We start from the raw sequence: 22,507 nt of genomic DNA, 5'->3' as shown, positions 1-22,507 counted from the left end.
TAAAAGCAGTTAATATCTATTACCACATTGACTATCGCTTAATTCATCATTTACTGTGATTGGCATTTTACTGTGGTCTTAGTGTCTTAGGTTGTTAAATATAAACTGACTAATCATGTTAATATTAGCTCTATCCCTAGTTCTTATAACTGGGTATAGTGCGTTATTTTAACGAACTTGTCATCCCTCTTGCTAACGGCGATAGCGATATTAATATTAGCTACCTTAATAGTAAAGTGAAGACAACCAACATTTAATTTGAAGGGTTTATCATGGCGTTGATTGTACAAAAATACGGCGGTACATCGATGGGAAGTATCGACCGCATCAAAAATGTTGCTAAGCGAGTAAAGCGCTGGCATGACCATGGACATCAGGTTATTGTCGTCGTTTCAGCCATGAGCGGTGAAACGAACCGATTAATCGATCTCGCCAATCAAATTAGTAGAATGCCTGATCCTCGAGAATATGATCAAATGGTATCAACTGGGGAACAGGTCTCTATTTCTCTATTATCTATGGCGATCCAAGAGTTGGGAATCGGCGCCCGTTCATTTACAGGTGGTCAAGTCGCTATCCGTACTGATAACACCCACTCTAAAGCGCGTATAGAAGCTATTGATGATAAGAAAATCAGAGCTCAGCTTGATGACGGTAACGTTGTGGTAGTGGCAGGATTTCAAGGTATCGATGCTGAGGGCAATATTACGACTCTAGGTCGTGGCGGTTCTGATACCACAGGCGTGGCTCTGGCAGCTGCTCTAGATGCCGATGAGTGTCAAATTTATACCGACGTTGATGGGGTGTACACAACTGATCCCAGAGTTACCTCTAAAGCGCGCAAATTAGATAAGATAACTTTCGAAGAAATGCTTGAAATGGCAAGCCTTGGCTCAAAAGTATTACAAATTCGAGCTGTGGAATTTGCTGGGAAATACCAAGTACCGTTGAGGGTACTTTCAAGCTTTGATGAAGGTCAAGATGGTAGCTTTGATGAAGCATTCCGCCAAAACGTTGGCACACTGATTACAGTAGACGAAGGAGACGACATGGAACAGCCCGTTATTTCAGGTATAGCATTTAATAGAGATGAAGCTAAAATTGTAGTGCGAGGCGTCCCTGATCACCCCGGTGTTGCATCGTCTATTTTAACCCCAATTAGTAACGCTAATATTGAAATAGATATGATTTTACAAAATCTATCTGATCAAGGCATGACAGATTTTAGCTTCACGGTCAACCGTCCAGATTTCGAAAAAGCGATTAGTATTCTTGAAGATATCAAACAAGATATTGAAGCTAAGGAAATTCATGGTAATAGCGATGTGGTAAAAGTATCATTGGTAGGGGTTGGCATGCGCTCTCATGCAGGTGTTGCCAGTAAGATGTTCCAAGTTTTGGCAGAAAATAACATCAATATTCAAATGATCTCAACCAGTGAAATCAAAATATCTGTGCTGATTAAAGAGCAGCATCTTGAAAAAGCGGTTAAGTCACTGCACACCGCCTTCGGATTAGATAGAGCAGAAGGGGAAAGTAAAGTAGCAGGTATCTAGCTACTTGTTGATTAAAGTCTTTAAAATATATAATAAATACCATTCTATTCAATTGTTTAAGTGTTTTAACCATGAGCTATTCAAATGTTTAAACAGTTATAAACTGGTATAATATTTGTGCTATCTGTTAGATTTAATGCGTTATCTAGATTTAAAGGATTTTTATTGTCATTTAAACAACTTTATCACTTTTTTGGAAAATAAAGCTTAGTTTTAAAATGCTCAGTTTTAAATCGCTAATCTCAGTTAAGCGTATATATAATGTTACAAGTTTAGAAAGCTAAATGACAGATGGCATTTAAAGACTTATAATAATCCGTTTGATTACGGCCTATATAGATGTATTTAAGTAAAGTTTAAATTCGCTGTTTTGCTAATATAAACTTCTACTTAGGGCAAATACATCATTAACCTCAATGCCACTTTGAAATTACTACGTACATTAATGTCATAGTATTTAAAACATGTGTTTTATCGTTTTGATATTTCAACAGGGCTTTTGAGGTTAAAGGTCGCCTCTATTAAGGGCAAACTAAATGGGCAACGTTATGACTAATTTATTTTTTGGCATTCGCCAATATTTTTTATTGCGACATAAGGAGTGTGACGCATGTTAATTTTAACTCGTCGTGTGGGTGAAACATTAATGATTGGTGACGAAGTAAGCGTCACTGTTTTGGGCGTAAAAGGCAATCAAGTCCGTATTGGCGTCAATGCTCCCAAGGACATTGCGGTGCATCGTGAAGAGATTTATCAGCGTATTCAGCATGAACGTGCTATGCAATCGCAAATGAAACATTTAGAGCAAGGTAATTTTCCGACGTCATTTGATGATGATGACTTCTTTAATAGATAGCATTTTTATTAATATTTTTAATAAAAGTTAGTATATTAAAGGATTGTCATTTACATCTTAGTTAATAAATGGTTAATGAGGCGATTATGAGTATTCGTAGTTCTGATGTGTCTGCGCTATTAAATGGACTAAGTAAAAAGGCTATAAGTTTTAACGATGTGCTAAATTTCATCGATGACTTCTACCGTTACACCCCAGTGAGCTTTACCAATGGTGATGTTCATAATGACATAGGGGAAAATGAAGGTAGCGCTAAAGTATTTGGCTTTGCTAAACTGCATAATCTAAATCAGCTCGATACCTTAAAACTTTTTGGTGAGCATTACGATTCTGTATTAGCGTCCCCAAATGGTACCGATCATCCCAATATTAGAAACTTTATTCACTGGGGTTGGCAGGCATTCTTAATGGAAAAAAATCCATTAACCCTCCGTCCTAGCGTCGATGTTAAAAATATCTAATCGTTTACTTAGCGACTAGTTTTCAATTCACGCAAAAAAAGACTAACTTTAAATAAAGTTAGTCTTTTTTTTATTAAGGCGTGTGGAACATTCGCAAATTAGCACTGCTGATAGCCATGGTCGAATGTTCCACACGCCCTATATTATTAAGTCGCTTATACAATGCTTCACATACCTAACGAAACTTAACGGGCTGAATATTGCCAGATGGGTTAGGTAAATTAGGGTAATGTCGGTCATGTTCGACATCACACTCCTCGCCCACCACACTGCCATCTTTTTTGACAGGCTTATGAATATAGCCAATACGCTCTTCAGGCGGTAGGTTTTCATGTTCCCAAATCATCACCGCTTGCAAGCAAGTTTCACGTTGCTCAGCGGTAAGTTTGCGACCATCAGGCCACTTGCCTAATTCTATTGCAGCACGAAATGACTCTACCAACTCCGGTGTCATTGCCGCTAAAACGTCTTCTTTATTCATGATAAACCTCTCTACAAAAAAAGGAGCAAAAATGATAGAACTTAAACACGCTTATTTAATACCATTTGCTGAAAATTTAAACGAATACCAAATCTAAAAATCAACCGAACAAGAATGTCCAATACCAACGCTACAAAATGTAAACACTACAATAAGCAAGTTAAGATAGCCTAAATAAGTCTAACAAGGATGAAGTATTTCGTAGAAGCGGTATAACCAACTTTGAGAAGACATTTCTGATATTCAAACAGATTTTAATCATCTTCTCCATCTAACGTGAACTCTTCTGCATGAACATTCCAGTTCAACTTAGTACGACATGCCTTATAAAAGTCAAATCCAGGTGGATGCAATAATGTCAATTTGTCAGGGTGTTTGCGAATATGTAACCGATGGTCTTGCTCTAAGGGAATACTTGGCTTACCATCAGCACTAACCATAGGCTGCGTTCGGTTATCTTTATGAATACGAATGATAATTTCACTCTTATCACTGACGACAATAGGTCGACTTGATAAGGTATGAGGGTGCATTGGCACCAAACATATGGCATCAAGACTAGGATGAATAATAGGTCCACCTCCTGATAACGCATACGCAGTGGAACCGGTTGGCGTCGCAGCAATCAACCCATCACTGTGTTGGCGATACACATCTAAACCATCAATTTTTAACTGAAAATCAATCATATGAACTGATTTTCCCGCATGTAAAACCACATCATTTAAGGCCATATCTTGATGCAGGATTTCACCATCTTTACGCACTTCCATAGTTAATAAAAACCGCTGATCCAACTGATAGTCGCCCATCAGAACTTGGCGAAGTTTTATATCCACCTCATCTGGGTTTACATCCGTTAAAAACCCTAAACGTCCTCGGTTCACTCCTAAAACAGGCACTTTGTAGCGTGATAATGCTTGGGCCGCTTGCAATATGGACCCATCCCCACCCACCACGATGACTAAATCACATATTTGACCTAATAAACTGCGCTTCACAATTTGAATATTATTTAGCTTTTCAATGTCTAAGTCTGGTAATCCTGCGGTTTCAGCATCAATCATGAGATTAAGTCCCATTTCATTGACTCGCTGACTAATTTCATGAATGGTGGTGATGACACCGCGTTTACGAGCTCGCCCCATCAGACCTATCTGCCTAAAGGCCGGATTTTTTACAGAATGAGAATGAGGTGTAGCAGATAAGTTAGGTGATATATCGGACTGCAAAGAGCTTTCCATAGAATTCAGCTTATAAAATAGGTCGTTAACAGTTTCAATAGAGTTTAAACGTTCTTCGAGCAGGCATCTATAAATCGTACCCTAATCATTAACTGTCGCTAAAAGCAGCAGTATACGGTTAACGAAAAAAAGAGGTTAGGTTCTTATTAGGTGCATCTGCCGACATAAAGAATTGCGTTACGTCACTATATTTGACGGCACCATAGTCTATATTTGAATCACGTTTTTTTATCCTTACTGGTTATCCACACTAGGATTTTAAAAACCTAATTCAGTCTCCTTAATGTTAGGTCGTAGCGTACCACATTATTGGATTTACTTCACTAATATCAGACCTACTTAGCACCTTTAAACCGAATCGTAAAGTTGTATCTATCTTCAGCCGCTCGATTTAATTCCAAATGGCCCTGGGTTAAATGTCCGTTATGTTTAGTCAAGTCTATGAGCAATTGAATATTTACTGACTAATAGCAAAATAGTATGGATTTGAGGTTATTTAATTTTGAAACTTAACTCTTTGCTTAGAGAAGATAATGGTGCTGCAATAGCCCAACATATGACAGATTCAATATATCTTTACTAGACTTATCCATATAAGCTATTATAGTCAACAAATATGCTTATTAAACTTTAACTTATTTTTTAAAACTATTTTAGTTATGGTTTAAATAGTATTCGTGTCATATTTAAGATAATTATCAGCTTTTAAAGGAATCAAGATTATGGCAAATCCTATTGTCAGTCGTACTGAACTTGCCGTCGGCGGTAGAGCGATGACCGTCAAAGGCGTGGTACACAAAACCAGTTTCTTGTTAGGTTTAAGTGCCATCGCTGCATTAGGCTTTTTCTTTTTTATCATGAGTGGTGGCATGAGTCTTGGCATGGCTCACATGGTTTCCTTCGGTAGCATGTTTGCTGCCGTTGGCTTAGCATTGTACATGGCTTTTCGACCACAAAAGGCCAAATCTTTAGCAGCGCCCTATGCCATATTGGAGGGTATATTTCTAGGCGGTGTCTCCTTATTATTTATGAGTATTGACCCTAGTATACCCGCCAATGCATTAGCGGCTACCTTTGTAACGGCTGCAGTCATGCTTGGCTTATACCGCTCTGGTATGATTAAAGTCACTGAAAAGTTCCGCTCAATTATGATGTCTGCTATTTTCGCTATTATGCTCATCTACATCGTTCAGTGGGGCTTCATCTTATTTGGTTCTACTCTGCCTTTCCTTTTCCAAACTGGTGGTCTCATCGCCATTGGCTTTAGTTTGTTTGTGGTGGTGATTGCCTCATTTAGCTTACTTTTAGACTTCGATAATATAGAACGTGGTGTTGCAGCAGGTGTTTCTGAAGAGTACGAATGGATATTTGCTATCGGTATCTTAGCCACACTAGTATGGATGTACTTTGAATTCATGCGTCTATTAAGTCACTTCCAAGATTAAGCTTGATGTGACTTTGATTTAAGCTTTAGATCTATTGCTAATACAAGTTGCTAATACAAAAGGGTGGCGTTAATTCATTTAATGCCCCCTTTTTTTATGAAAAACGCTCACGCTGATTCACTTTGTCATCTATTTTATTCATTATTCTGCCTGTCAAAATTTCATACTTTTTTTACCCCCTAGATTTGCTTATTATCCAGTACGTCACTACTCCACGTGACCATAGAAATTAAATACTTAAACATAAAAATTAAGTACTTAAATATAGAAATTAAATACTTAAACATAGAAGTTAAGCACGTTTTAACCGTAGGGCATTTAACACAACTACCAGTGAGCTAAAGGACATGCCTATAGCAGCCAACCAAGGCGGTACATAGCCGAAAGCTGCCGGTAATAACACCAATGAATTATAGCCAATGGCCCAGCGTATGTTTTGTCCGATAATGTTATGCGCTTTATCTGCAATGCGTTTGGCATCATAAACAGAGGATACTTTACCATTTAAAATCACACTGTCACTGGAGACTTGTGCCAAATCAGCAGCACCCGCTATTGCAGTTGAAATATTTGCCGCTGCCAATACCGGTGCATCATTAATGCCATCACCCACCATCATTACCACGTGACCTTGCTGCTGAAGCTGCTTAATATGATTTACTTTGTCTGAGGGAGATAGACCATAACGAACATCAAAAATACCCAGTTGCTTCGCCACTATTTGCGCATGTTTACTGGGGTCACCTGTTAAGACAACTGTTTTAATATCTTGAGCGTGAAGAGCTGATATCATCTTCCCTACACCATCACGGGTCTTATCGTTAAAATAAAACAAGGCGATAGGTTGCCATTCTTCTTCATTACTAGCTTTTTCATCACAAGGGTTTGTAGTCAAGCGACAAGTTAACATAACCGCGGTACTCGCCTGATGTTGATCTAGCTCTAAGGGATAGGTCATATTTCCAATGTCATCTACATGTAGACTCTCGTCAATATCTTTGATGTCTTTATTCAAAGCAAAATCGACATGACCCAATCGATACTTATAATCACCGCCAATATCACTTACCACTGCCTCAACGCCTCCTGCTGCATGGTGTTGCAACTCTGTTACAGCAGGCAGGTGCAGTTGATAGGCAGCATCTAACAAGGCACTGGCAATAGGATGCCGACTACCAATCTCTAACGCAGCAGCAATGGATAGTACCTCGTCATGAGTCAATGTAAGGGATTTAGAATCCTGAGTTGCGCGTCCTGCATAGACGTTAGTATCTCTTGTTAGATTATCGATATATTGAAGATTTGGTTTACCATAGGTTAAGGTGCCCGTTTTATCAAAGGCCACATGGGTTATTTCGGCTAACGTTTGGATAGTATGACCACGAGTCGTCAAAAACCCATAACTTGCCAGCCTATTGGTAGATACGGTTAGCGCTATCGGTGTGGCTAAGGATAATGCACAAGGACAAGTGGCGACTAACACTGCTACTGTCGACCATAGGGCTTGTGACGGATCGACAAAGTACCAGCCTATAAAGACAAAGATGGACAACAATAATATACGAGCCACAAACCACCGCGCCCATCTATCCGCTTGCTCTGCGACTTGAGGCTTTTCACTCATGGCCCGATTCATTAAGCGATCTATTAGGGCAATCTGACTGTTCTCTGGTAGCTCTGTGACCACCATTATAAAAGGCTGGCTGTCATTTTGAGATCCGCCGATAATTTTATCACCTCTGCGCTTTACGATTAGTAGACTCTCACCAGTCAGTAAGCTTTGAGAGACGGTGGCAGTCTCACTGCACAATATGCCATCTGCCACTACCTCACTACCCGCCTCAATCATAATGACATCGCCAATATTTAGCGCATTAGCAGTGACTGATTTAGTTTCTTTTTTAGTTGCATTTTTGATTATATTTTTAGTTTCTTTTTCGAGGTCACGATCGCTATCACTTGCATGAGCGTCTGCCTGCTTAGATCTTTGAGCTAACTGTATTAATTGACCTAGCTGCTTGAGGTGTTCTGTTTGAGAGGGCGTTAATAATACTGCGTTTTCATCACTAGTACGTGCTTGAAAGTAGCTCGTTTCAGAGTCACTGAGTGTTGTGCTGGGTTCTGATATTCTGAACGAATTTATCTGTGCGACAAGCTCTGGGACACTGGTAATTTTTTGTACTAAGGTGGGCTCCACCACTACCAAATCATTGGCCATGTTGGCGGCTTTTAGACGGGCATTGTGCTCTATATAACGACCCGCTAATAAGAAAAATACAAACATACTGACGGAGTCGTAGTAAGTCTCACCACTGCCAGTAAGTGTGGCATAAAGACTGGCAAAAAAGGTTACAAACAAGGCAATACTGACGGGGACATCCATATTAACTTGGCGCAATTTTATTGCCGTCCAAGCAGATGAAAAAAACGGCACAGCGCAATAGAAAAATACTGGAATGCTGACAAATAAGGAGACCCAACGTAAAAAGTCACGTTGCTCTAAAAGCATGCCCCCATAGCTACTATAATTACCGAAGTACATACCAACGGCGAACATCATCGCTTGCATGGCACCCAAGGCTGCAATACCCAAGCGTATCATCATTTTTTTATTATTACGCTCAAGCATTGCTTCATGGGTATCTTGCCGATAAGGCTTAGCTTCGTAGCCAATTTTATTGACGGTGGCCAAGATATCACTAATCGGCAGTTTATCTTCGTCCCATACCACACGCATACGCTGATTGGTTAAGTTAACTTGGCACTTATCTACGCCCTCTAATTCATACATACGACTTTCAATTAGCCAAGTACAAGCTGCGCATCGCAAGTTACTGACAGAAAGCTCGGCAACAGATTTCCCTTGAGAGTTATACACAAATTGCGATTTAATATCATCATGATCATAGGCTTGCAAACGTTCAAGCTCAGTTGGCAAGCTGGCAGTACGATTTATCTCTGAGCGATCTAAGTAATATTGTTCGAGACCGGCATCTACAATACTTTCTGCCGCTAGCTGACACCCCATACAGCACATTAAACGTGATTCACCCAACACGTTAGCCGTAAACGGAGGGTTAGGAACTGGCTCTCCACAGTGAAAGCAATGTCCGTCAGGCGGTAACACCAACTCATCAATATCTTCTGAGAAATTATGATGTAACTTATCAACTGGCTGTTCTTTTACACTATTTTGCTTCAAGTTATCTTGTTTCCTACTGGTTGTTGCTTGCTTAGGGGCTATATAGAATTGATTAATTAGGACTGCTGATAGCTAAAATTGACCTAGACTAGGCGCAAAACGACGATAATGTCTAGACCTTAGCTAGATTTGCAACACCGTCTGGAGCAATTTTAGCATCAGCCTAACTCGAGCATAGCTCTCGCCTTGCGAACGGGCAAAGCAGTGCTTTGCTTAATCCGTTCTCAGAGGCGGAACTATTTTATGCCAATTTATTGCGAAATTGTCTAACTTAGACTGACTAATCGTCAAAAATTTCACTGCATATTGTCTATAAAATAGCCGCCGCCTGTACCATGAATCAATTCTATACAGCCCCTATTGTTTCTCACTTTTTAAATTTGGTCTTGCGTCAGTCCTATGAGTTCGTGTCTTTACAGGTTCTCATACAAATTATTGCACTACCGTAGCCTATGCAATGTCACTATTTAGTCACCTATATTGTATCAGGAATCTCACTCCTAAGACCTTCTGCTAACTGTCATTCTTTCATAACCATACATCGTTTCAGTTTATTGTAAGGATAGTGGAGCTTATTTTTATGACGCGATAGTTTGACATGATAGTTTTACAAGATAGTTTGGCGCCATAGCTTAATACACATTGAAGGCTAGGAATTGAAGACTGTGTTGACCAAAGAATCTGTATTCATACGCTGAATTTTGAAATTTTTAGAATAAAATAGATCATTGCGAGGATATATAAGGACCTCATTATCAACTCTTAACGTAGGCGGTGGTTTTAGCCCAGCGTTTTTAATTAAAGGTCTTTATTTGCACGGCTAAAAGGACCAGCCTAAATTGAATGTTAATAAGTTGAGAACGGGGTATAAGGCTAAATAGTCATTCTATTTAATCCTACTTTTTAAGAAATAGTGTCTTATTTAATACGAAAATAGCAATTAATGATTGTGAATACGAGTTTCTAAGTTTATTAATTAAATATACCAATTCATTGTTTCATTGATTAAGCAATTATAAAAGTTATGGAAAAAGAATGAAAATAAGGTTAAAACACCAGTTAAGTTACCTTTTACTCGCCATTAACGTTGAAAATTTACCTAATTTACGTCATTATAATCAGGTCTTTTTTATGTTGGTAAATCAATCGTGCAACAAAAGCCCTTTAACTCAAGCTCATTTCTTAGCAACCCTAAAGTAAATAACCCTAATTCAAGTACAGATTTTAATTTAAGATCTGGCAAAATACCCAACCCTCATCATCAGCAGGGTTCTGTTATTGGGTTTATATTACTGATTATTATCATTGTTGGTATGCTCGTTCTGGCAATGTATTTAGTTAAACAAGACAAGGTTATTACCACCAAGTTTGAAGGGAAACGCTGGAATATACCCGCTAAAGTATTTTCGCGTCCCTTGGAGATATACCAAGGGGCGACGCTAACCACTAAAAATCTAGACTCGTGGTTAGAGATGCTGAATTATAAATCCAGCTCTAACTATGATCGAACGGGCACCTATAACAAGTCTGCAGGTCAATATACCATTCATACCCGTGGCTTTAAATATAGTGCCAATGATACAGATCCTGAACAAGTTATTAAGATTAAAATTGACAACTCTAAAGTTGTTACCATTCAAAGTACCCAGCCCAATGACACTGGAATAGTCCGTATTGAGCCGGTAACGATTGGTGGTATATATCCTGACAATAACGAAGACCGCATTGTATTACCTCTTAAAGATATTCCGCAGCCACTTATCGACGCATTAATAGCTACTGAAGACAGGGGCTTTTATGAGCATAAAGGAGTGTCTATTAAAGGGATTGGTCGTGCTATATACAATAACCTGAAAGGCGGTTCAATGCAGGGTGGCTCTACGATTACCCAGCAGTTGATCAAAAACTTTTATTTGAATTCTGACCGGACCCTAAAACGCAAAGCTAATGAAGCGGTGATGGCGTTACTGTTAGAGCTGCACTACGATAAAGATGAAATATTACAAACTTACCTTAATGAAATTAACTTAGGTCAAAATGGCAATCGTTCCATCAATGGATTTGGATTAGCCTCACAATTTTATTTTAATCAGCCCTTAAAAGAGTTACGCATTGACCAACAAGCTCTGCTAGTTGGTCTCGCTAAAGGTACCAGCTACTACAATCCTCGTCGTAATCCCGAACGCGCTCTTGAAAGACGCAATACCGTCTTAGCTAATATGCTTGCCACAGGTAAAATTGATCAAACAACCTATGAAGAAGCGATTGTCCAGCCTTTAGATGTCGTTGAAAAGCCGAGCGTTGGTAAAAGCCGTTTCCCCGATTTTCTAGATATTGTTAAACGCGAGCTTCAAACCAATTATCATCAAGACGACTTGAAAAATGAAGGCTTGATGGTATTTACGACTTTAGACCCTATTGCACAGTTTGCAGCAGATGCCGCAGTGGAGAAGCAACTGAGCACGCTTCGCAAACGCAGCAGTAAAACCAAGCCATTACAAGCAGCCTTGTTGAGTGCAGATCCTGCATCAGGTGAATTGATTGCCGCTGTTGGTAGTGGTAGCGAATTTACAGGGTTTAACCGTGCAGTGGATGCCAAACGTCAAGTGGGCTCTTTGCTAAAGCCCTTTATATATATGACGGCTCTTGAAAGTGGCAAATACAATCTTGCCAGTCCCGTTAATGATAGTCCAGTGACAGTAACCTTAAAGGATGGCACGACTTGGAGTCCAAAAAACTATGATGGTCGAGATCATGGTTATGTGCCTTTAACCACTGCATTGGCAAAATCATACAATCTTGCAGCCGTTAATACAGGTTTAGAATTTGGTGTGGGCACCTTTATAAATCAGCTTCACCGCTTAGGTATAAAAGAAGAAATACCAAACTACCCTTCTTTATTTTTAGGCTCTGTTGAGCTTAGTCCAATGGATATGCTTGGTATGTATCAAGTAGTCGCAGCTGGAGGGTTTCGTACGCCTATCTTCAGTATTCGCTCAGTGGTCGATAACCGTGGTAAAATATTGCAACGCTCTGGGCTTGAGACCATGCGTAGTATACCACCTGATGTCAATTATTTAACAAACTATGCCATGCAAGAAGTTGTAAAAAATGGCACAGCCAGCTCCTTAAAGTCTTTAGGTAGTAACCTAAATTTAGCAGGCAAAACAGGCACTACCAATGATTATCGTGATGCATGGTTTGCCGGTTATAGTGGTAATTATGTCAGTGTCGTCTGGGTCGGTCGAGATGACAACAAACCTATTGGCTTAAGTGGAGGTAGTGGTGCTTTGCCTATCTGGAAAGACTTTATGAGTCGCCTACGTTTAAGTCCTGTTGATCTGGTGCAGCCAGACTCAGTCGAATGGTTATGGCTTGAAAATGGTACTGGGAAATTGTCTCATGAATCTTGTGAAAGCGCCCGTTATCTTCCGGTATTAACAAAGAATCTACCCGAAGAAGCCAGTGCTTGTGCCCTTGACGTTTATCAAAGAGAACAAGCCCGCCGACAGTTGCAGTGGTTTAATGATCAACGCGATTCTCTCATTGAACAAAGCCGCCAAGACCCAGCACAGAGCACTGAACAAGGCGAGCAAAGTGCCACTGCGCCAGTAGGCCCTGATGGTGCTATAGACAACGGTCAACCTTCAGATGAAGAGCCTTCTAATGGTCAAGGTAACGCTAATGAAGGCGATACTTGGTATGACAAAGCTTTAGAATGGTTTTAAATAACGCTTACTGTTAGCTTTAGACCCTAAAATATTGATTTAGCTGTGTTACATCGGCCGCTACGCATTTTCATACTACCATTAGTGTTTGACTATTTGAGTTTGACTATAAGTGACTTACTATTAAGTGACTTACTATTTTGTCTAAGTAGTTTGTTCGTGCCTTATCACACTCTAATGATAGATTTATCAGTACTTAACAGTGACATTATAGTCAAAGAAGCCTAAAATGGTTACAAGGCAACCGAGTGCAAGTACTACTCGAGTAGGCTTAACGAGGTTAACACTGTAACCGTTTAGTAGTTCGTTGACTATAGTACATGAATAGTACCTCACTCGGACTTAACCCATGAATATGTACAGTTTTGCCCAAACCAAATCCCTACAACTTAAATCGATTTTAACGGCGTCGACTTTAGGGATAGTCATGCTAGGGGGCTTAAATGGCTGTCAAACTACCAGCACCCTACCCTACCCTACTCAAAATACTCCTAAATCGCAATCGACAGCAACTGGCCAGTCCACTCAAGATAAACTGCCATCAACACCCAATCAAAATACGCAAATTAATCAGACAGAGCCAGTAACTCATCAGACAGAGCCAGTAACTCATCAGATAGAGCCAGTAACCACCTCATCGACAACAACACTTGAAAATGGTGACTATAATGGTGGTTATAGTGTTAATAGTGATGATGAAAGTATGGATGATGACGTCGATCTGAATTATCCTATCGATGAACCAGAGACACCAGACTCTTTTGAGTCTAACCCTCCCTCTGCTGAGGCACCGGTAAATCAAAATGATGACAGTCAATTTGGTACATCAAATGCTCAGTCCCCCTCTTCGAATACAAATACTGACACATCTCCAGTAAGACCTCCCCCTGTCATTATAATCACCCCACCTAAACCTGATGCCCGGACAACTCAACAGCAGCTTTTAGAACAAGCGCGTCAAAATTCGCAACAAGGAGGGCGTACCAATACCTCAAATACCACTCTACAAGATGGTACGAATATTCCAGCGTTCCAAAAGCTTATGGATACAGGGGTTTCACAACTACGTCAAGGTCAAATATCGGCTGCAGAAAGTACATTTACCCGTGCTCAACGCTTAGCGCCTCAATCTTCAGCGGTTTATTTTTATCTAGGTCAAGTCGCATTGAAGCAAAACCAACCGCTAAAAGCTGAGGCAATGGCACGACGTGGTTTAGTCGTCGCGACTACACCATCCAGAAAGAGAGCTCTTTGGCAAGTTATCTTGAAAGCGGCACAAGCTCAAGGTAATGTCCGTGTTATAAACGAAGCAAACGCAGCACTTGCACAATAGCTTAAAATAGCTTGTTTTTTGACCTAAATGAAATAAGGATTTTTATGGATTGGCAACAACTACATCTACAATGCGCTAAACAAGACGTTGAGTTGGCAGAGAGCTTATTATTAGAAGAAGGTGCATTATCCATTAGCCTTGAAGACGCAGGGGATCAACCCTTGTTTGAGCCTCTACCTGGACAGTCTCCACTGTGGGATGAGGTTGTATTAACAGGGTTATTTACCGCAGATAATGCCCAAAATCTTGAAGCCGTCGCACAAATTATCGCCGTTCAAGTGAATGCACGACGGGTTTGGACAACTGCGCTGGCTGATACTGACTGGGAACGCGAATGGATGTCACATTATGTTCCCATTGAATGTATTAATAATTTATGGATTGTTCCTAAGTGGATGACCCCGCCTAATCCAGAGGCAATTAACATTATGATGGATCCGGGGTTGGCTTTTGGTACTGGCTATCATGCCACAACTCGGCTTTGTCTTGATTGGTTAACCGATCAAGAGTTAGAGAACAAAGTCATTATCGACTATGGCTGTGGTTCAGGTATATTGGGTATTGCAGCCCTATTATTAGGCGCCAAGCAGGTTTATAGTGTGGATATTGATCCACAAGCGGTATTAGCGACCAATCAAAATGCTGAACGAAATGAGGTTGATAATTCTTTGAAAGCTTTTTTACCTGAAGATTTTGCTAAAGAATTTGAGACAGGCAAGATTGCTAAAGCAGATATTATTACGGCCAATATTCTTGCTAAACCCTTGATGGAACTAGCGCCTTATCTAGCAACTTTAATCCAGCCTCAAGGTCGTATAGTACTGGCGGGTTTAATCTCAGAACAATTAGACGATGTCAAAACTGCTTACCAACCTTGGTTTGATATAGACGGTCATCATGCTTATTCAAAACAGGAAGACTCACACTGGCATCGTCTTTCGGGTAAATTTAATGGCGAATGATTGAGCATTATTCTTAGCAACTCTTTGTAAATTATACCTTAACCAAACATTCACATTGAATAAATAGTGCCTTTTATATATTAAACGTTTTATATTAAACCATGGTTCTAGGCACTATTCTAATGATAGAATGAGGTTTAAACCACTTGCTTTTATATCCGCACTAAACTGACTTTTATTATGAATAACCACCTCTCCTCTTTCCCTAGTAACGATCCTGATACGTCTTCATTAGAAGCGATAAGTCATTCTCTATCTGATAGTCGTACTCCGCTTCGCCATCATGTCCAACATGCTGTTGAACAATACTTTATTGAGCTTGAAGGTCAAGTACCAACCAATCTTTATCACACTATCTTACAAGAGATTGAAAAGCCCCTATTGCAAGTTGTTCTCAATCAAACGGAAGGTAATCAATCAAAAACGGCAAAGATATTGGGGCTTAATCGAGGCACTTTAAGAAAAAAGATGCAACAGTATAATTTAATGTAATACCCAACTTGACTTTAAATCTACTACCACCATCTGTTTAACTTTTTTATCCAACTATAGGAAAAACTATGTCTGAAAAGCCGTACGCTCTTATTTCTGTTTCTGACAAATCAAATATTGAAAGCTTCGCTAAAGGTCTGGTTGAGGCTGGATACGACCTTCTATCAACTGGTGGCACTTATCGGCTTTTGTCTGAAAACGGCATCCCTGTTACCGAGGTTGCTGATTACACTGGATTTGCCGAGATGATGGACGGCCGTGTAAAGACCTTACATCCTAAAATTCACGGCGGCATTTTAGGTCGCCGCGGTCAAGATGACGCTGTAATGAGTGAACATGGCATTCGACCCATTGATTTAGTCGTAGTAAACCTATATCCCTTTGCACAAACCGTTGCTAAGCCTGATGTTAGTAAAGCCGAGGCCATTGAAAATATTGATATCGGTGGGCCTACCATGGTTCGTTCTGCTGCTAAAAACCATGAACACGTAGCAATTGTGACCAGCCCTAAGGATTATGATGCCATTTTAGACGAATTAAAATCATCTGGCAGCTTATCACAAAATACTCGTTTTGATTTGGCGGTGAAAGCATTCGAGCATACTGCTCAATACGATGGTATGATCGCAAACTTTTTAGGTAGCCGACTTAAGTCATTTGATGCCCCTGATAGCTTCGCACGTACCTTCAATATACAGCTGCAAAAGGCTCAAGACCTTCGCTATGGTGAAAACCCTCATCAGCAAGCCGCTTTTTATGTTGAAGCTAATAACTCTGCCACAGGGAGCATTTCTACTGCACAGCAACATCAAGGTAAAGAGCTTTCTTATAACAACATTGCAGATACTGATGCTGCCTTGGAGTGTGTTAAGTCTTTTAGTGAGTCTGCGTGCGTAATCGTCAAACATGCAAACCCATGCGGTGTCGCAATCAATAGTGATCAGACTCACGCTTATAAAACGGCTTTTAGTACTGATCCAGAATCTTCATTTGGCGGTATCATTGCCTTTAATAAGCCATTAACAAAAGCGACCGCACAGGCTATCGTTGATACTCAATTTGCAGAAGTGATTATCGCACCCAGTCTTGAAGAGGGTGTGCTTGAGATCACTGCAAAGAAAAAGAACGTTCGCGTTCTAACCTGTGGTGAGTTACCTGCACCACAAAATAGAGCACCACAATTTGATTATAAACGTGTCACAGGTGGCTTGTTAGTTCAAAACCAAGATTTAGGACTGATTACCGCAGACGATCTAAAAATAGTCACTGAGCTTACGCCAACGCCACAGCAGATGAACGACTTATTGTTCACTTGGACAGTTGCAAAATATGTTAAGTCAAATGCGATTGTCTATGGTAAAGATCAACGTACTATCGGTATTGGTGCAGGTCAAATGAGCCGTGTCAACTCGGCACGTATTGCTGCTATCAAAGCGGGTCATGCCAATCTACAAACTGAGGGGGCAGTAATGGCCTCGGATGCCTTTTTCCCATTTAGAGATGGTATCGATAACGCAGCTGAGGTAGGCATCAAAGCTATCATACAGCCTGGCGGCTCTATCCGTGATGACGAGACTATTGCTGCTGCAAATGAGCATGGTATCGCTATGGTGTTTACCGGTATGCGTCACTTCCGTCATTAAACTTTGAGTCTAAGGCCAGACGTGAATTTAAGTCCAAGTTTAAGTTTAAGTCTAGGCCTTAGTATACGGATAAAAGATGATAAGCTAGACCCGCTTACGCATCAAATAGTCCCTTATTGCTAGATCATAAAAAACCGCTTCATACCAATATGAAGCGGTTTTTTTAGAGATTTACGATAATCATGCAAAACAGTCATTTATTTTTTACTAAAGCTTATGCTTATTAATCTTTCAGCTTAGTAAAACAGGTGTGAGCAAACAGCTATTGGTAGCATCATTACAACCCACCTACCTCATTGATAATTGACTCGTTTTGTTCAATAGGTGTGGCTATTTTTAAATACTCTAAATAGTCTCTAAACTGCTCTTTTCCGCGAATATCTCTCATATCAAACATCGCTTGGGAGAGCTCTGACGCTGGCACATCTTTTATAGATCCTTTTGAAACAGGACCTAACATCAATACTGTCGCTCCTGTATTAGTCTCAGTGGCTACCGCAACCGGTTTCTCCCCCTTACTTTCGTAACTAAAGGCAATCGCCTTTTCATCTGCCGCTAATTGCGTAGTTTGACGATCGACATTTTTAAGCGATTTGAATGATACGTTAGTCGCTTGCATACCTTTGTTGTTACCAATATCAGCAATACGATTGGCTTCAGCCAGTGCCATATCAGTGGCCTTCTGCTTAGTAAGTATATTTTTAATTTGTGGGCTTGCTTGTTGTAAAGACAAGGGTGCTACCGGTCTATAGTTACTAGGCTGTACCCAAAGTGTTCCTGAATTGACTTTTATACTGGGACTAACAGATTCATTTTGAATCGTAAAGTCATCAAATGCCGCCTCGATGACCGCAGGCTGACTAAGCTCCGTCTTATTGTTAACTTTAGTGTAGTCTTTAAGCTGGTGAACTGTCAGCTCTTCTTGTTGAGCAATATCTTCAATACTGACACCATCCGTTGCCATATCATTAATTCGGGTGATTTTATCAGCAATTATCTGCTCACGTTTTTGACGCTTTACTTGATCGACTAACTCATCTCTGATGCTATCAAGCGTTGGCATATCGTCGCCAGACACCTCATTAACTTTAAATATCTGATAACCAAAGCTGGTTTTAATAGGTTCTGAAACTTGTCCCTTACTTAGTCCCTCAATGGCCTTAGCGACTATTTGTCCATCTCCTCCAAAAGCTTCAGGATTGAAAGTACCTATATCACCACCTTTTGACTTACTCACTGGATCTTCAGAATACTGCTTAGCCAAGGCTTCAAAACTTTCACCTGCTTTAAGTCGTGACTGTATATCATTAATAGTATTTTGTGCATTATTACCTGTAAGAAGAATTTGGCTTATTTTTTTGGTGTAATTGCCAACAAAACTTGCTTTATAGGCATCATACTGAGCCTTTAGCTCCTCATCCGTTACCTCATCTACTGGTATTTTGGTAGGATCGAGTCTTACATAAGCTAAATCAACCATCGCCACACTATTTAGCTCATTTTTGTGTTCATTATAATAGTCTTCAATTTCAGCTTTTGATACGGAAACGTTATCTGCATACTGCTCCCATGGTAGTCGGTACACCCATACATCTCGCGTTTCTAATTGCAAGGCAAGTAAGTCGTTGATTTCCTTTTCAGGATACAGGGCAGTTTGTGCCACACTGGCATATAACTGCATGAGATTCAACTGTTGGCGATAATCTGCAAACAATTGATCCTTAGTAATTCTTTGCTGCTGCAGTGCAAAGGCAAACCGATCATTCGAGAAATTGCCATTTTGATCTTGATATTGAGGATCTTTTAACAACAGGTTATTGATCTCAGCATCCGATACGTGCATACCTAATTGTTCGGTTTGGTTTCTTAATAAGGCCCGGTTTATTAATCCTTCAAGTACCTCTTTATTCAAAACATGCGTATTGATCGCACTAGGTTCCACACCCTCTTCTAATAGCTGAGTTCTACGTGCGTTAATACCGTTTTGATATTCCATTCGGCTAATGGATTGATCACCTACCTTAGCCACCTCATTTGCGCTAGCGCCACCACTAAAATAACTCTCAAGCCCCAAAATCACAAGGGGTGATAAGCAAAGCATCAAAAAGATTCTTCCAGGCCAACTTTTAAGAAAATTTCGTATCGATTCCATAGTACATATCAGTCTTTGGTTAATTAATGGGTAACACCATATCATACGTGAAAATAAGGTCTGACACAAAAAAAACGCACCCTAAGGTGCGTTATGGTCTACTATTAGAAACTTAATTCACTTAACATAGCATTGCTTAGGCTTAGTTTAAACGATCTTTAAGACCTTTACCTGCTTTAAAATGTGGTACGCGGCTTGCTGGAATTTGTAACTCTTCACCAGTTTTTGGATTGCGGCCAGTACGCGCCTTACGATCTTTTACGCTAAAAGTACCGAAACCGACCAATGAAATAGTGTCATTATTTTCAAGAGCTTCGCCAACACTCTCCATCATAGCATTTAGTGCATCTGAAGCTTGAGTTTTGTTTAGGCCGCTTTTTTCCGCAATGCTATCAACCAATTCTGATTTATTCATAGAAAATTCCTTTAAAGTTTAAAAATTCAGGGGTAAATTTTACCGCTTAACTACTCATTAAGCAATAATTTATTAAGCAATCACCAAGCCTTTAAATACTACACAATAGCGCAAAAAAATGCACCTATTAAATCTAAAGTATTTTTTGACAAGGTAGTTCATAAATGCAGTTATAACAAGGGGACTCGAAATGTGCAAGAGAAATTTACACTTTATTTTCGACAAACGCACTAAACATACCTCGTGACACTACTTATAATAACTTTATACCCTCAATATCATGTTTTTTCAAGCGCTATTGTATATTTTGCCTATAATAAGCTAATAATAAGCAAAATTATCAGTATAAATTATGGTCATTATCACCGATATTAAACTAAGTCACACACATTTAAGACAATCGAACCTATGGCCTAAGCGATTCTTTATGCTATTATTTACCCCGTTTAGCGATTAAAGAGTGCTCAATATCAGTGGCTTTTTAGACTTATAGTGCCCAATCTTAGCACCTCATTTAGTAACACCTTTTATAGTAGCACCTTAGACGACTGCTTATGTGGTAGTACTCTCATAGTAGTTACACAAGCTCTTTTATAGTTAATACCTCTATATATATTTCTAATATAGGTTTTTAAAAATAAATTCTATACTAGGGTAAATCCAGTAGTAACCCTTAATTTTAATTCTTAAATAGGTTTAGTATGAGTCAAAATTCAATTTCTAGCTCTTTACTTAATGTTGTACTGGTACTTGCAGAGTCCGTCATTACCCTTGTATTGAGGTTTGATCCTAACCTTCGAAAAGCGGTATATCCTCTTGCACAAAAAAATACTGTGGTTTGTGTTCGGAGTTATCTGCCCCACACCCAGTTCTATGCCACCTTTACGAACAAGGGTATATTATTGGATACTCACTTGCCACAACAAGTTTCAGAGCCTCATGTCATCATTAATGCTTATAGCCACCAAATTATTAATTCATTCATAAGTAATGATGCCACTCAAATTAATAAACTCACAATGCGCGGTGCTACTGAAACGGTTGCTGAAGTCCGCCACTTCTTGGTACAGCTTGGCTTAGCGAGCTTAATTCAAGGTATTATTAAAACTTTTAAGGGTAAAGACAACTCAAAAAAAGAAGAAGCAAGCGCCCCGGTTCCAAACTACAAAGCTCGTATAGAAGAGCAGCAGAAGCAATTAAATGTCTTGAGTACTCGCAATCGGGCGCTAGAAGTTAGCCTGAAAGAAGCACAAAGTAAGCAAAAAACCACGTTGATCGCCTTAGTCATCGTTTCAATAATTGCAGTTGCTGCGGTTATAGGCTGGTTGACCTAAATATTATTCTTTTTAAGCCCGAATTGTGTGTTTACTTTGTTATACGCTATAACTATTACCCTGTTATCAACTTATTGAAATTCACTTTATGCTGGTGCTTTTAGCCCAGTTAATCAAGGCCTTTAATCAAAAAATGCTGGGCTAAAGCCGCAGCCTACATTAAGAGTTGAGATTGAGGTAACTAATTTAATTATTGTAGTTATAGCGTTATATAGTTATAGAGCTTTATGGTTAAAGCGTACAACTAACCTTAGTTTGTAGAGCATATTATTCTAAATCTGTCCAATCCCATAAAGACATTACTAGTAAATTAATGACCCTCTATTTAAGCTCTTAACATCTTAGGCTCTTAACATCTAATGACTAAATTTTTGTAGTACAACATACTGTGCACATCGTTACTTATTACTCATCTTCTTGCATTATTCACCTCGCATGACTCACTTAATCATTCTTTATAGCCAATATACTTAATCTAATACTATGGATCGATATCCTAGCCTTGTATTAACCTACCCTATTGTCGATATTTTTAGCACCCTAAAAAAGGCAATTTTTTAACCGTCAACTTATTGTTTTAATTATATATTGCTGCCTTACAAATTAGGTACTAATTAATCTTGACTATTTTACTCAGGATTAACTATAATAGCACTCACATTAACCACTAGTGATCTTGCGGAGGCTTGAATGCGCTTAACAACTCGAGGAAGATACGCAGTAACGGCGTTACTTGATCTGGCTATCCAAGATAGTGAATCATCAAGTGCTGTCTCCTTATCTGATATTGCCAAACGCCAGTCAATATCGATTTCTTATTTAGAGCAGTTGTTTTCTAAATTAAGAAAAGCAGGATTGGTAACCAGTACTCGAGGCGCATCAGGTGGCTACCATTTAGCAAAACCACTTGCAGAAATCGACGTCATGGCTATTATTACAGCCGTTGATGAGTCTGTTAATGCGATGCAGTGTGAAGGTAAAGGTAACTGTCAAGGTGGCGCCATGTGCTTGACGCATGATCTATGGTGTGCACTATCTAAACACATCGAGCAATATTTAAAAAATATTTCATTAGAACAATTATTACAGATGGAAAATGTAAAAGATGTCTCTCATCGACAACAACTTATTTATAAGGTTGCCACTGAGTCATCTGATCCCAATATTATATTCTCAGCCAGTGAGGTTAACCCAGCATGAGTA

The 22,507-nt window shown here is 39.5% G+C and carries 16 protein-coding genes; 11 read left to right on the top strand and 5 right to left on the bottom strand.

Annotated features, from left to right (window positions below):
* The first annotated feature begins 272 nt into the window (after nucleotides 1-272).
* The 3 genes from AC2SLT_RS04535 to AC2SLT_RS04525 all read left to right on the top strand — a co-directional run bounded on the left by AC2SLT_RS04535 (nucleotide 273) and on the right by AC2SLT_RS04525 (nucleotide 2,873).
* Entirely contained in the window at nucleotides 273-1,556 is a 1,284-nt protein-coding gene (locus AC2SLT_RS04535; RefSeq protein WP_486546447.1) for an aspartate kinase, read from the top strand.
* Between the two features lie 610 nt (nucleotides 1,557-2,166).
* Nucleotides 2,167-2,412, top strand: coding sequence for a carbon storage regulator CsrA (gene csrA / locus AC2SLT_RS04530; protein WP_486546446.1), 246 nt, complete (start codon nucleotides 2,167-2,169; stop codon nucleotides 2,410-2,412).
* A gap of 86 nt (nucleotides 2,413-2,498) precedes the next feature.
* Nucleotides 2,499-2,873: a HopJ type III effector protein gene (locus tag AC2SLT_RS04525; RefSeq protein ID WP_486546445.1), complete on the top strand. Its 375-nt coding sequence runs from the start codon at nucleotides 2,499-2,501 to the stop codon at nucleotides 2,871-2,873.
* Between the two features lie 175 nt (nucleotides 2,874-3,048).
* Here the strand turns inward: AC2SLT_RS04525 and AC2SLT_RS04520 are convergent, their stop codons facing one another.
* Complete coding sequence (locus tag AC2SLT_RS04520; protein WP_486546444.1) at nucleotides 3,049-3,354, bottom strand: YeaC family protein; 306 nt, start codon at nucleotides 3,352-3,354, stop codon at nucleotides 3,049-3,051.
* Between the two features lie 254 nt (nucleotides 3,355-3,608).
* A complete protein-coding gene (locus AC2SLT_RS04515) occupies nucleotides 3,609-4,598 on the bottom strand; it encodes an NAD(+) kinase (protein WP_486546443.1) in 990 nt (329 codons plus the stop codon).
* Nucleotides 4,599-5,320: 722 nt separating this feature from the next.
* On the opposite strand from AC2SLT_RS04515, the gene AC2SLT_RS04510 reads away from it, so the two are divergent.
* Complete coding sequence (locus AC2SLT_RS04510) at nucleotides 5,321-6,043, top strand: Bax inhibitor-1/YccA family protein (protein WP_486546442.1); 723 nt, start codon at nucleotides 5,321-5,323, stop codon at nucleotides 6,041-6,043.
* 292 nt (nucleotides 6,044-6,335) lie between these two features.
* Here AC2SLT_RS04510 and AC2SLT_RS04505 read toward each other — a convergent pair whose 3' ends face one another.
* Nucleotides 6,336-9,245 carry a heavy metal translocating P-type ATPase gene (locus AC2SLT_RS04505; protein ID WP_486546441.1) on the bottom strand — a complete coding sequence of 970 codons (2,910 nt, stop codon included), beginning with the start codon at nucleotides 9,243-9,245 and terminating at the stop codon, nucleotides 6,336-6,338.
* Nucleotides 9,246-10,558: 1,313 nt separating this feature from the next.
* Here AC2SLT_RS04505 and mrcB point away from each other — a divergent pair.
* The 5 genes from mrcB to purH all read left to right on the top strand — a co-directional run bounded on the left by mrcB (nucleotide 10,559) and on the right by purH (nucleotide 17,403).
* Nucleotides 10,559-12,973, top strand: a complete 2,415-nt coding sequence (gene mrcB / locus AC2SLT_RS04500; protein WP_486546589.1) for a penicillin-binding protein 1B — start codon at nucleotides 10,559-10,561, stop codon at nucleotides 12,971-12,973.
* Between the two features lie 349 nt (nucleotides 12,974-13,322).
* Nucleotides 13,323-14,306, top strand: coding sequence for a tetratricopeptide repeat protein (locus tag AC2SLT_RS04495; RefSeq protein WP_486546440.1), 984 nt, complete (start codon nucleotides 13,323-13,325; stop codon nucleotides 14,304-14,306).
* A 44-nt stretch (nucleotides 14,307-14,350) separates the two neighbouring features.
* Nucleotides 14,351-15,268, top strand: a complete 918-nt coding sequence (gene prmA, locus AC2SLT_RS04490) for a 50S ribosomal protein L11 methyltransferase (protein WP_486546439.1) — start codon at nucleotides 14,351-14,353, stop codon at nucleotides 15,266-15,268.
* 180 nt (nucleotides 15,269-15,448) lie between these two features.
* Nucleotides 15,449-15,760: a DNA-binding transcriptional regulator Fis gene (gene fis, locus AC2SLT_RS04485; protein ID WP_486546438.1), complete on the top strand. Its 312-nt coding sequence runs from the start codon at nucleotides 15,449-15,451 to the stop codon at nucleotides 15,758-15,760.
* A 68-nt stretch (nucleotides 15,761-15,828) separates the two neighbouring features.
* Nucleotides 15,829-17,403, top strand: a complete 1,575-nt coding sequence (gene purH / locus AC2SLT_RS04480) for a bifunctional phosphoribosylaminoimidazolecarboxamide formyltransferase/IMP cyclohydrolase (protein ID WP_486546437.1) — start codon at nucleotides 15,829-15,831, stop codon at nucleotides 17,401-17,403.
* A 277-nt stretch (nucleotides 17,404-17,680) separates the two neighbouring features.
* Here the strand turns inward: purH and AC2SLT_RS04475 are convergent, their stop codons facing one another.
* Together AC2SLT_RS04475 and AC2SLT_RS04470 are read right to left on the bottom strand one after the other, a co-directional pair.
* Nucleotides 17,681-19,555, bottom strand: a complete 1,875-nt coding sequence (locus AC2SLT_RS04475) for a SurA N-terminal domain-containing protein (RefSeq protein ID WP_486546436.1) — start codon at nucleotides 19,553-19,555, stop codon at nucleotides 17,681-17,683.
* A 142-nt stretch (nucleotides 19,556-19,697) separates the two neighbouring features.
* A complete protein-coding gene (locus tag AC2SLT_RS04470) occupies nucleotides 19,698-19,970 on the bottom strand; it encodes an HU family DNA-binding protein (RefSeq protein ID WP_486546435.1) in 273 nt (90 codons plus the stop codon).
* Nucleotides 19,971-20,671: 701 nt separating this feature from the next.
* On the opposite strand from AC2SLT_RS04470, the gene AC2SLT_RS04465 reads away from it, so the two are divergent.
* Both AC2SLT_RS04465 and AC2SLT_RS04460 read left to right on the top strand, forming a co-directional pair.
* The gene (locus AC2SLT_RS04465) at nucleotides 20,672-21,304 is read left to right on the top strand and encodes a hypothetical protein (protein WP_486546434.1); all 633 of its coding nucleotides are present in this window, start codon (nucleotides 20,672-20,674) and stop codon (nucleotides 21,302-21,304) included.
* A gap of 690 nt (nucleotides 21,305-21,994) precedes the next feature.
* Nucleotides 21,995-22,504 (top strand): Rrf2 family transcriptional regulator, encoded by a 510-nt coding sequence (locus tag AC2SLT_RS04460; protein WP_486546433.1) that lies wholly within the window; start codon nucleotides 21,995-21,997, stop codon nucleotides 22,502-22,504.
* The last annotated feature ends 3 nt before the right edge of the window (nucleotides 22,505-22,507 follow it).

Source organism: Psychrobacter sp. CX18 (genome assembly GCF_057396215.1).
Note: the sequence above shows the minus strand (reverse complement) of the source record. Positions and strands in the feature narration are given on the sequence as shown.

Coding starts and splice junctions, on each gene's coding strand:
- AC2SLT_RS04535 (WP_486546447.1), top strand. CDS start 273: ATGGCGTTGATTGTACAAAAATACGGCGGTACATCGATGGGAAGTATC.
- csrA (WP_486546446.1), top strand. CDS start 2,167: ATGTTAATTTTAACTCGTCGTGTGGGTGAAACATTAATGATTGGTGAC.
- AC2SLT_RS04525 (WP_486546445.1), top strand. CDS start 2,499: ATGAGTATTCGTAGTTCTGATGTGTCTGCGCTATTAAATGGACTAAGT.
- AC2SLT_RS04520 (WP_486546444.1), bottom strand. CDS start 3,354: ATGAATAAAGAAGACGTTTTAGCGGCAATGACACCGGAGTTGGTAGAG.
- AC2SLT_RS04515 (WP_486546443.1), bottom strand. CDS start 4,598: ATGGAAAGCTCTTTGCAGTCCGATATATCACCTAACTTATCTGCTACA.
- AC2SLT_RS04510 (WP_486546442.1), top strand. CDS start 5,321: ATGGCAAATCCTATTGTCAGTCGTACTGAACTTGCCGTCGGCGGTAGA.
- mrcB (WP_486546589.1), top strand. CDS start 10,559: ATGCTCGTTCTGGCAATGTATTTAGTTAAACAAGACAAGGTTATTACC.
- AC2SLT_RS04495 (WP_486546440.1), top strand. CDS start 13,323: ATGAATATGTACAGTTTTGCCCAAACCAAATCCCTACAACTTAAATCG.
- prmA (WP_486546439.1), top strand. CDS start 14,351: ATGGATTGGCAACAACTACATCTACAATGCGCTAAACAAGACGTTGAG.
- fis (WP_486546438.1), top strand. CDS start 15,449: ATGAATAACCACCTCTCCTCTTTCCCTAGTAACGATCCTGATACGTCT.
- purH (WP_486546437.1), top strand. CDS start 15,829: ATGTCTGAAAAGCCGTACGCTCTTATTTCTGTTTCTGACAAATCAAAT.
- AC2SLT_RS04475 (WP_486546436.1), bottom strand. CDS start 19,555: ATGGAATCGATACGAAATTTTCTTAAAAGTTGGCCTGGAAGAATCTTT.
- AC2SLT_RS04470 (WP_486546435.1), bottom strand. CDS start 19,970: ATGAATAAATCAGAATTGGTTGATAGCATTGCGGAAAAAAGCGGCCTA.
- AC2SLT_RS04465 (WP_486546434.1), top strand. CDS start 20,672: ATGAGTCAAAATTCAATTTCTAGCTCTTTACTTAATGTTGTACTGGTA.
- AC2SLT_RS04460 (WP_486546433.1), top strand. CDS start 21,995: ATGCGCTTAACAACTCGAGGAAGATACGCAGTAACGGCGTTACTTGAT.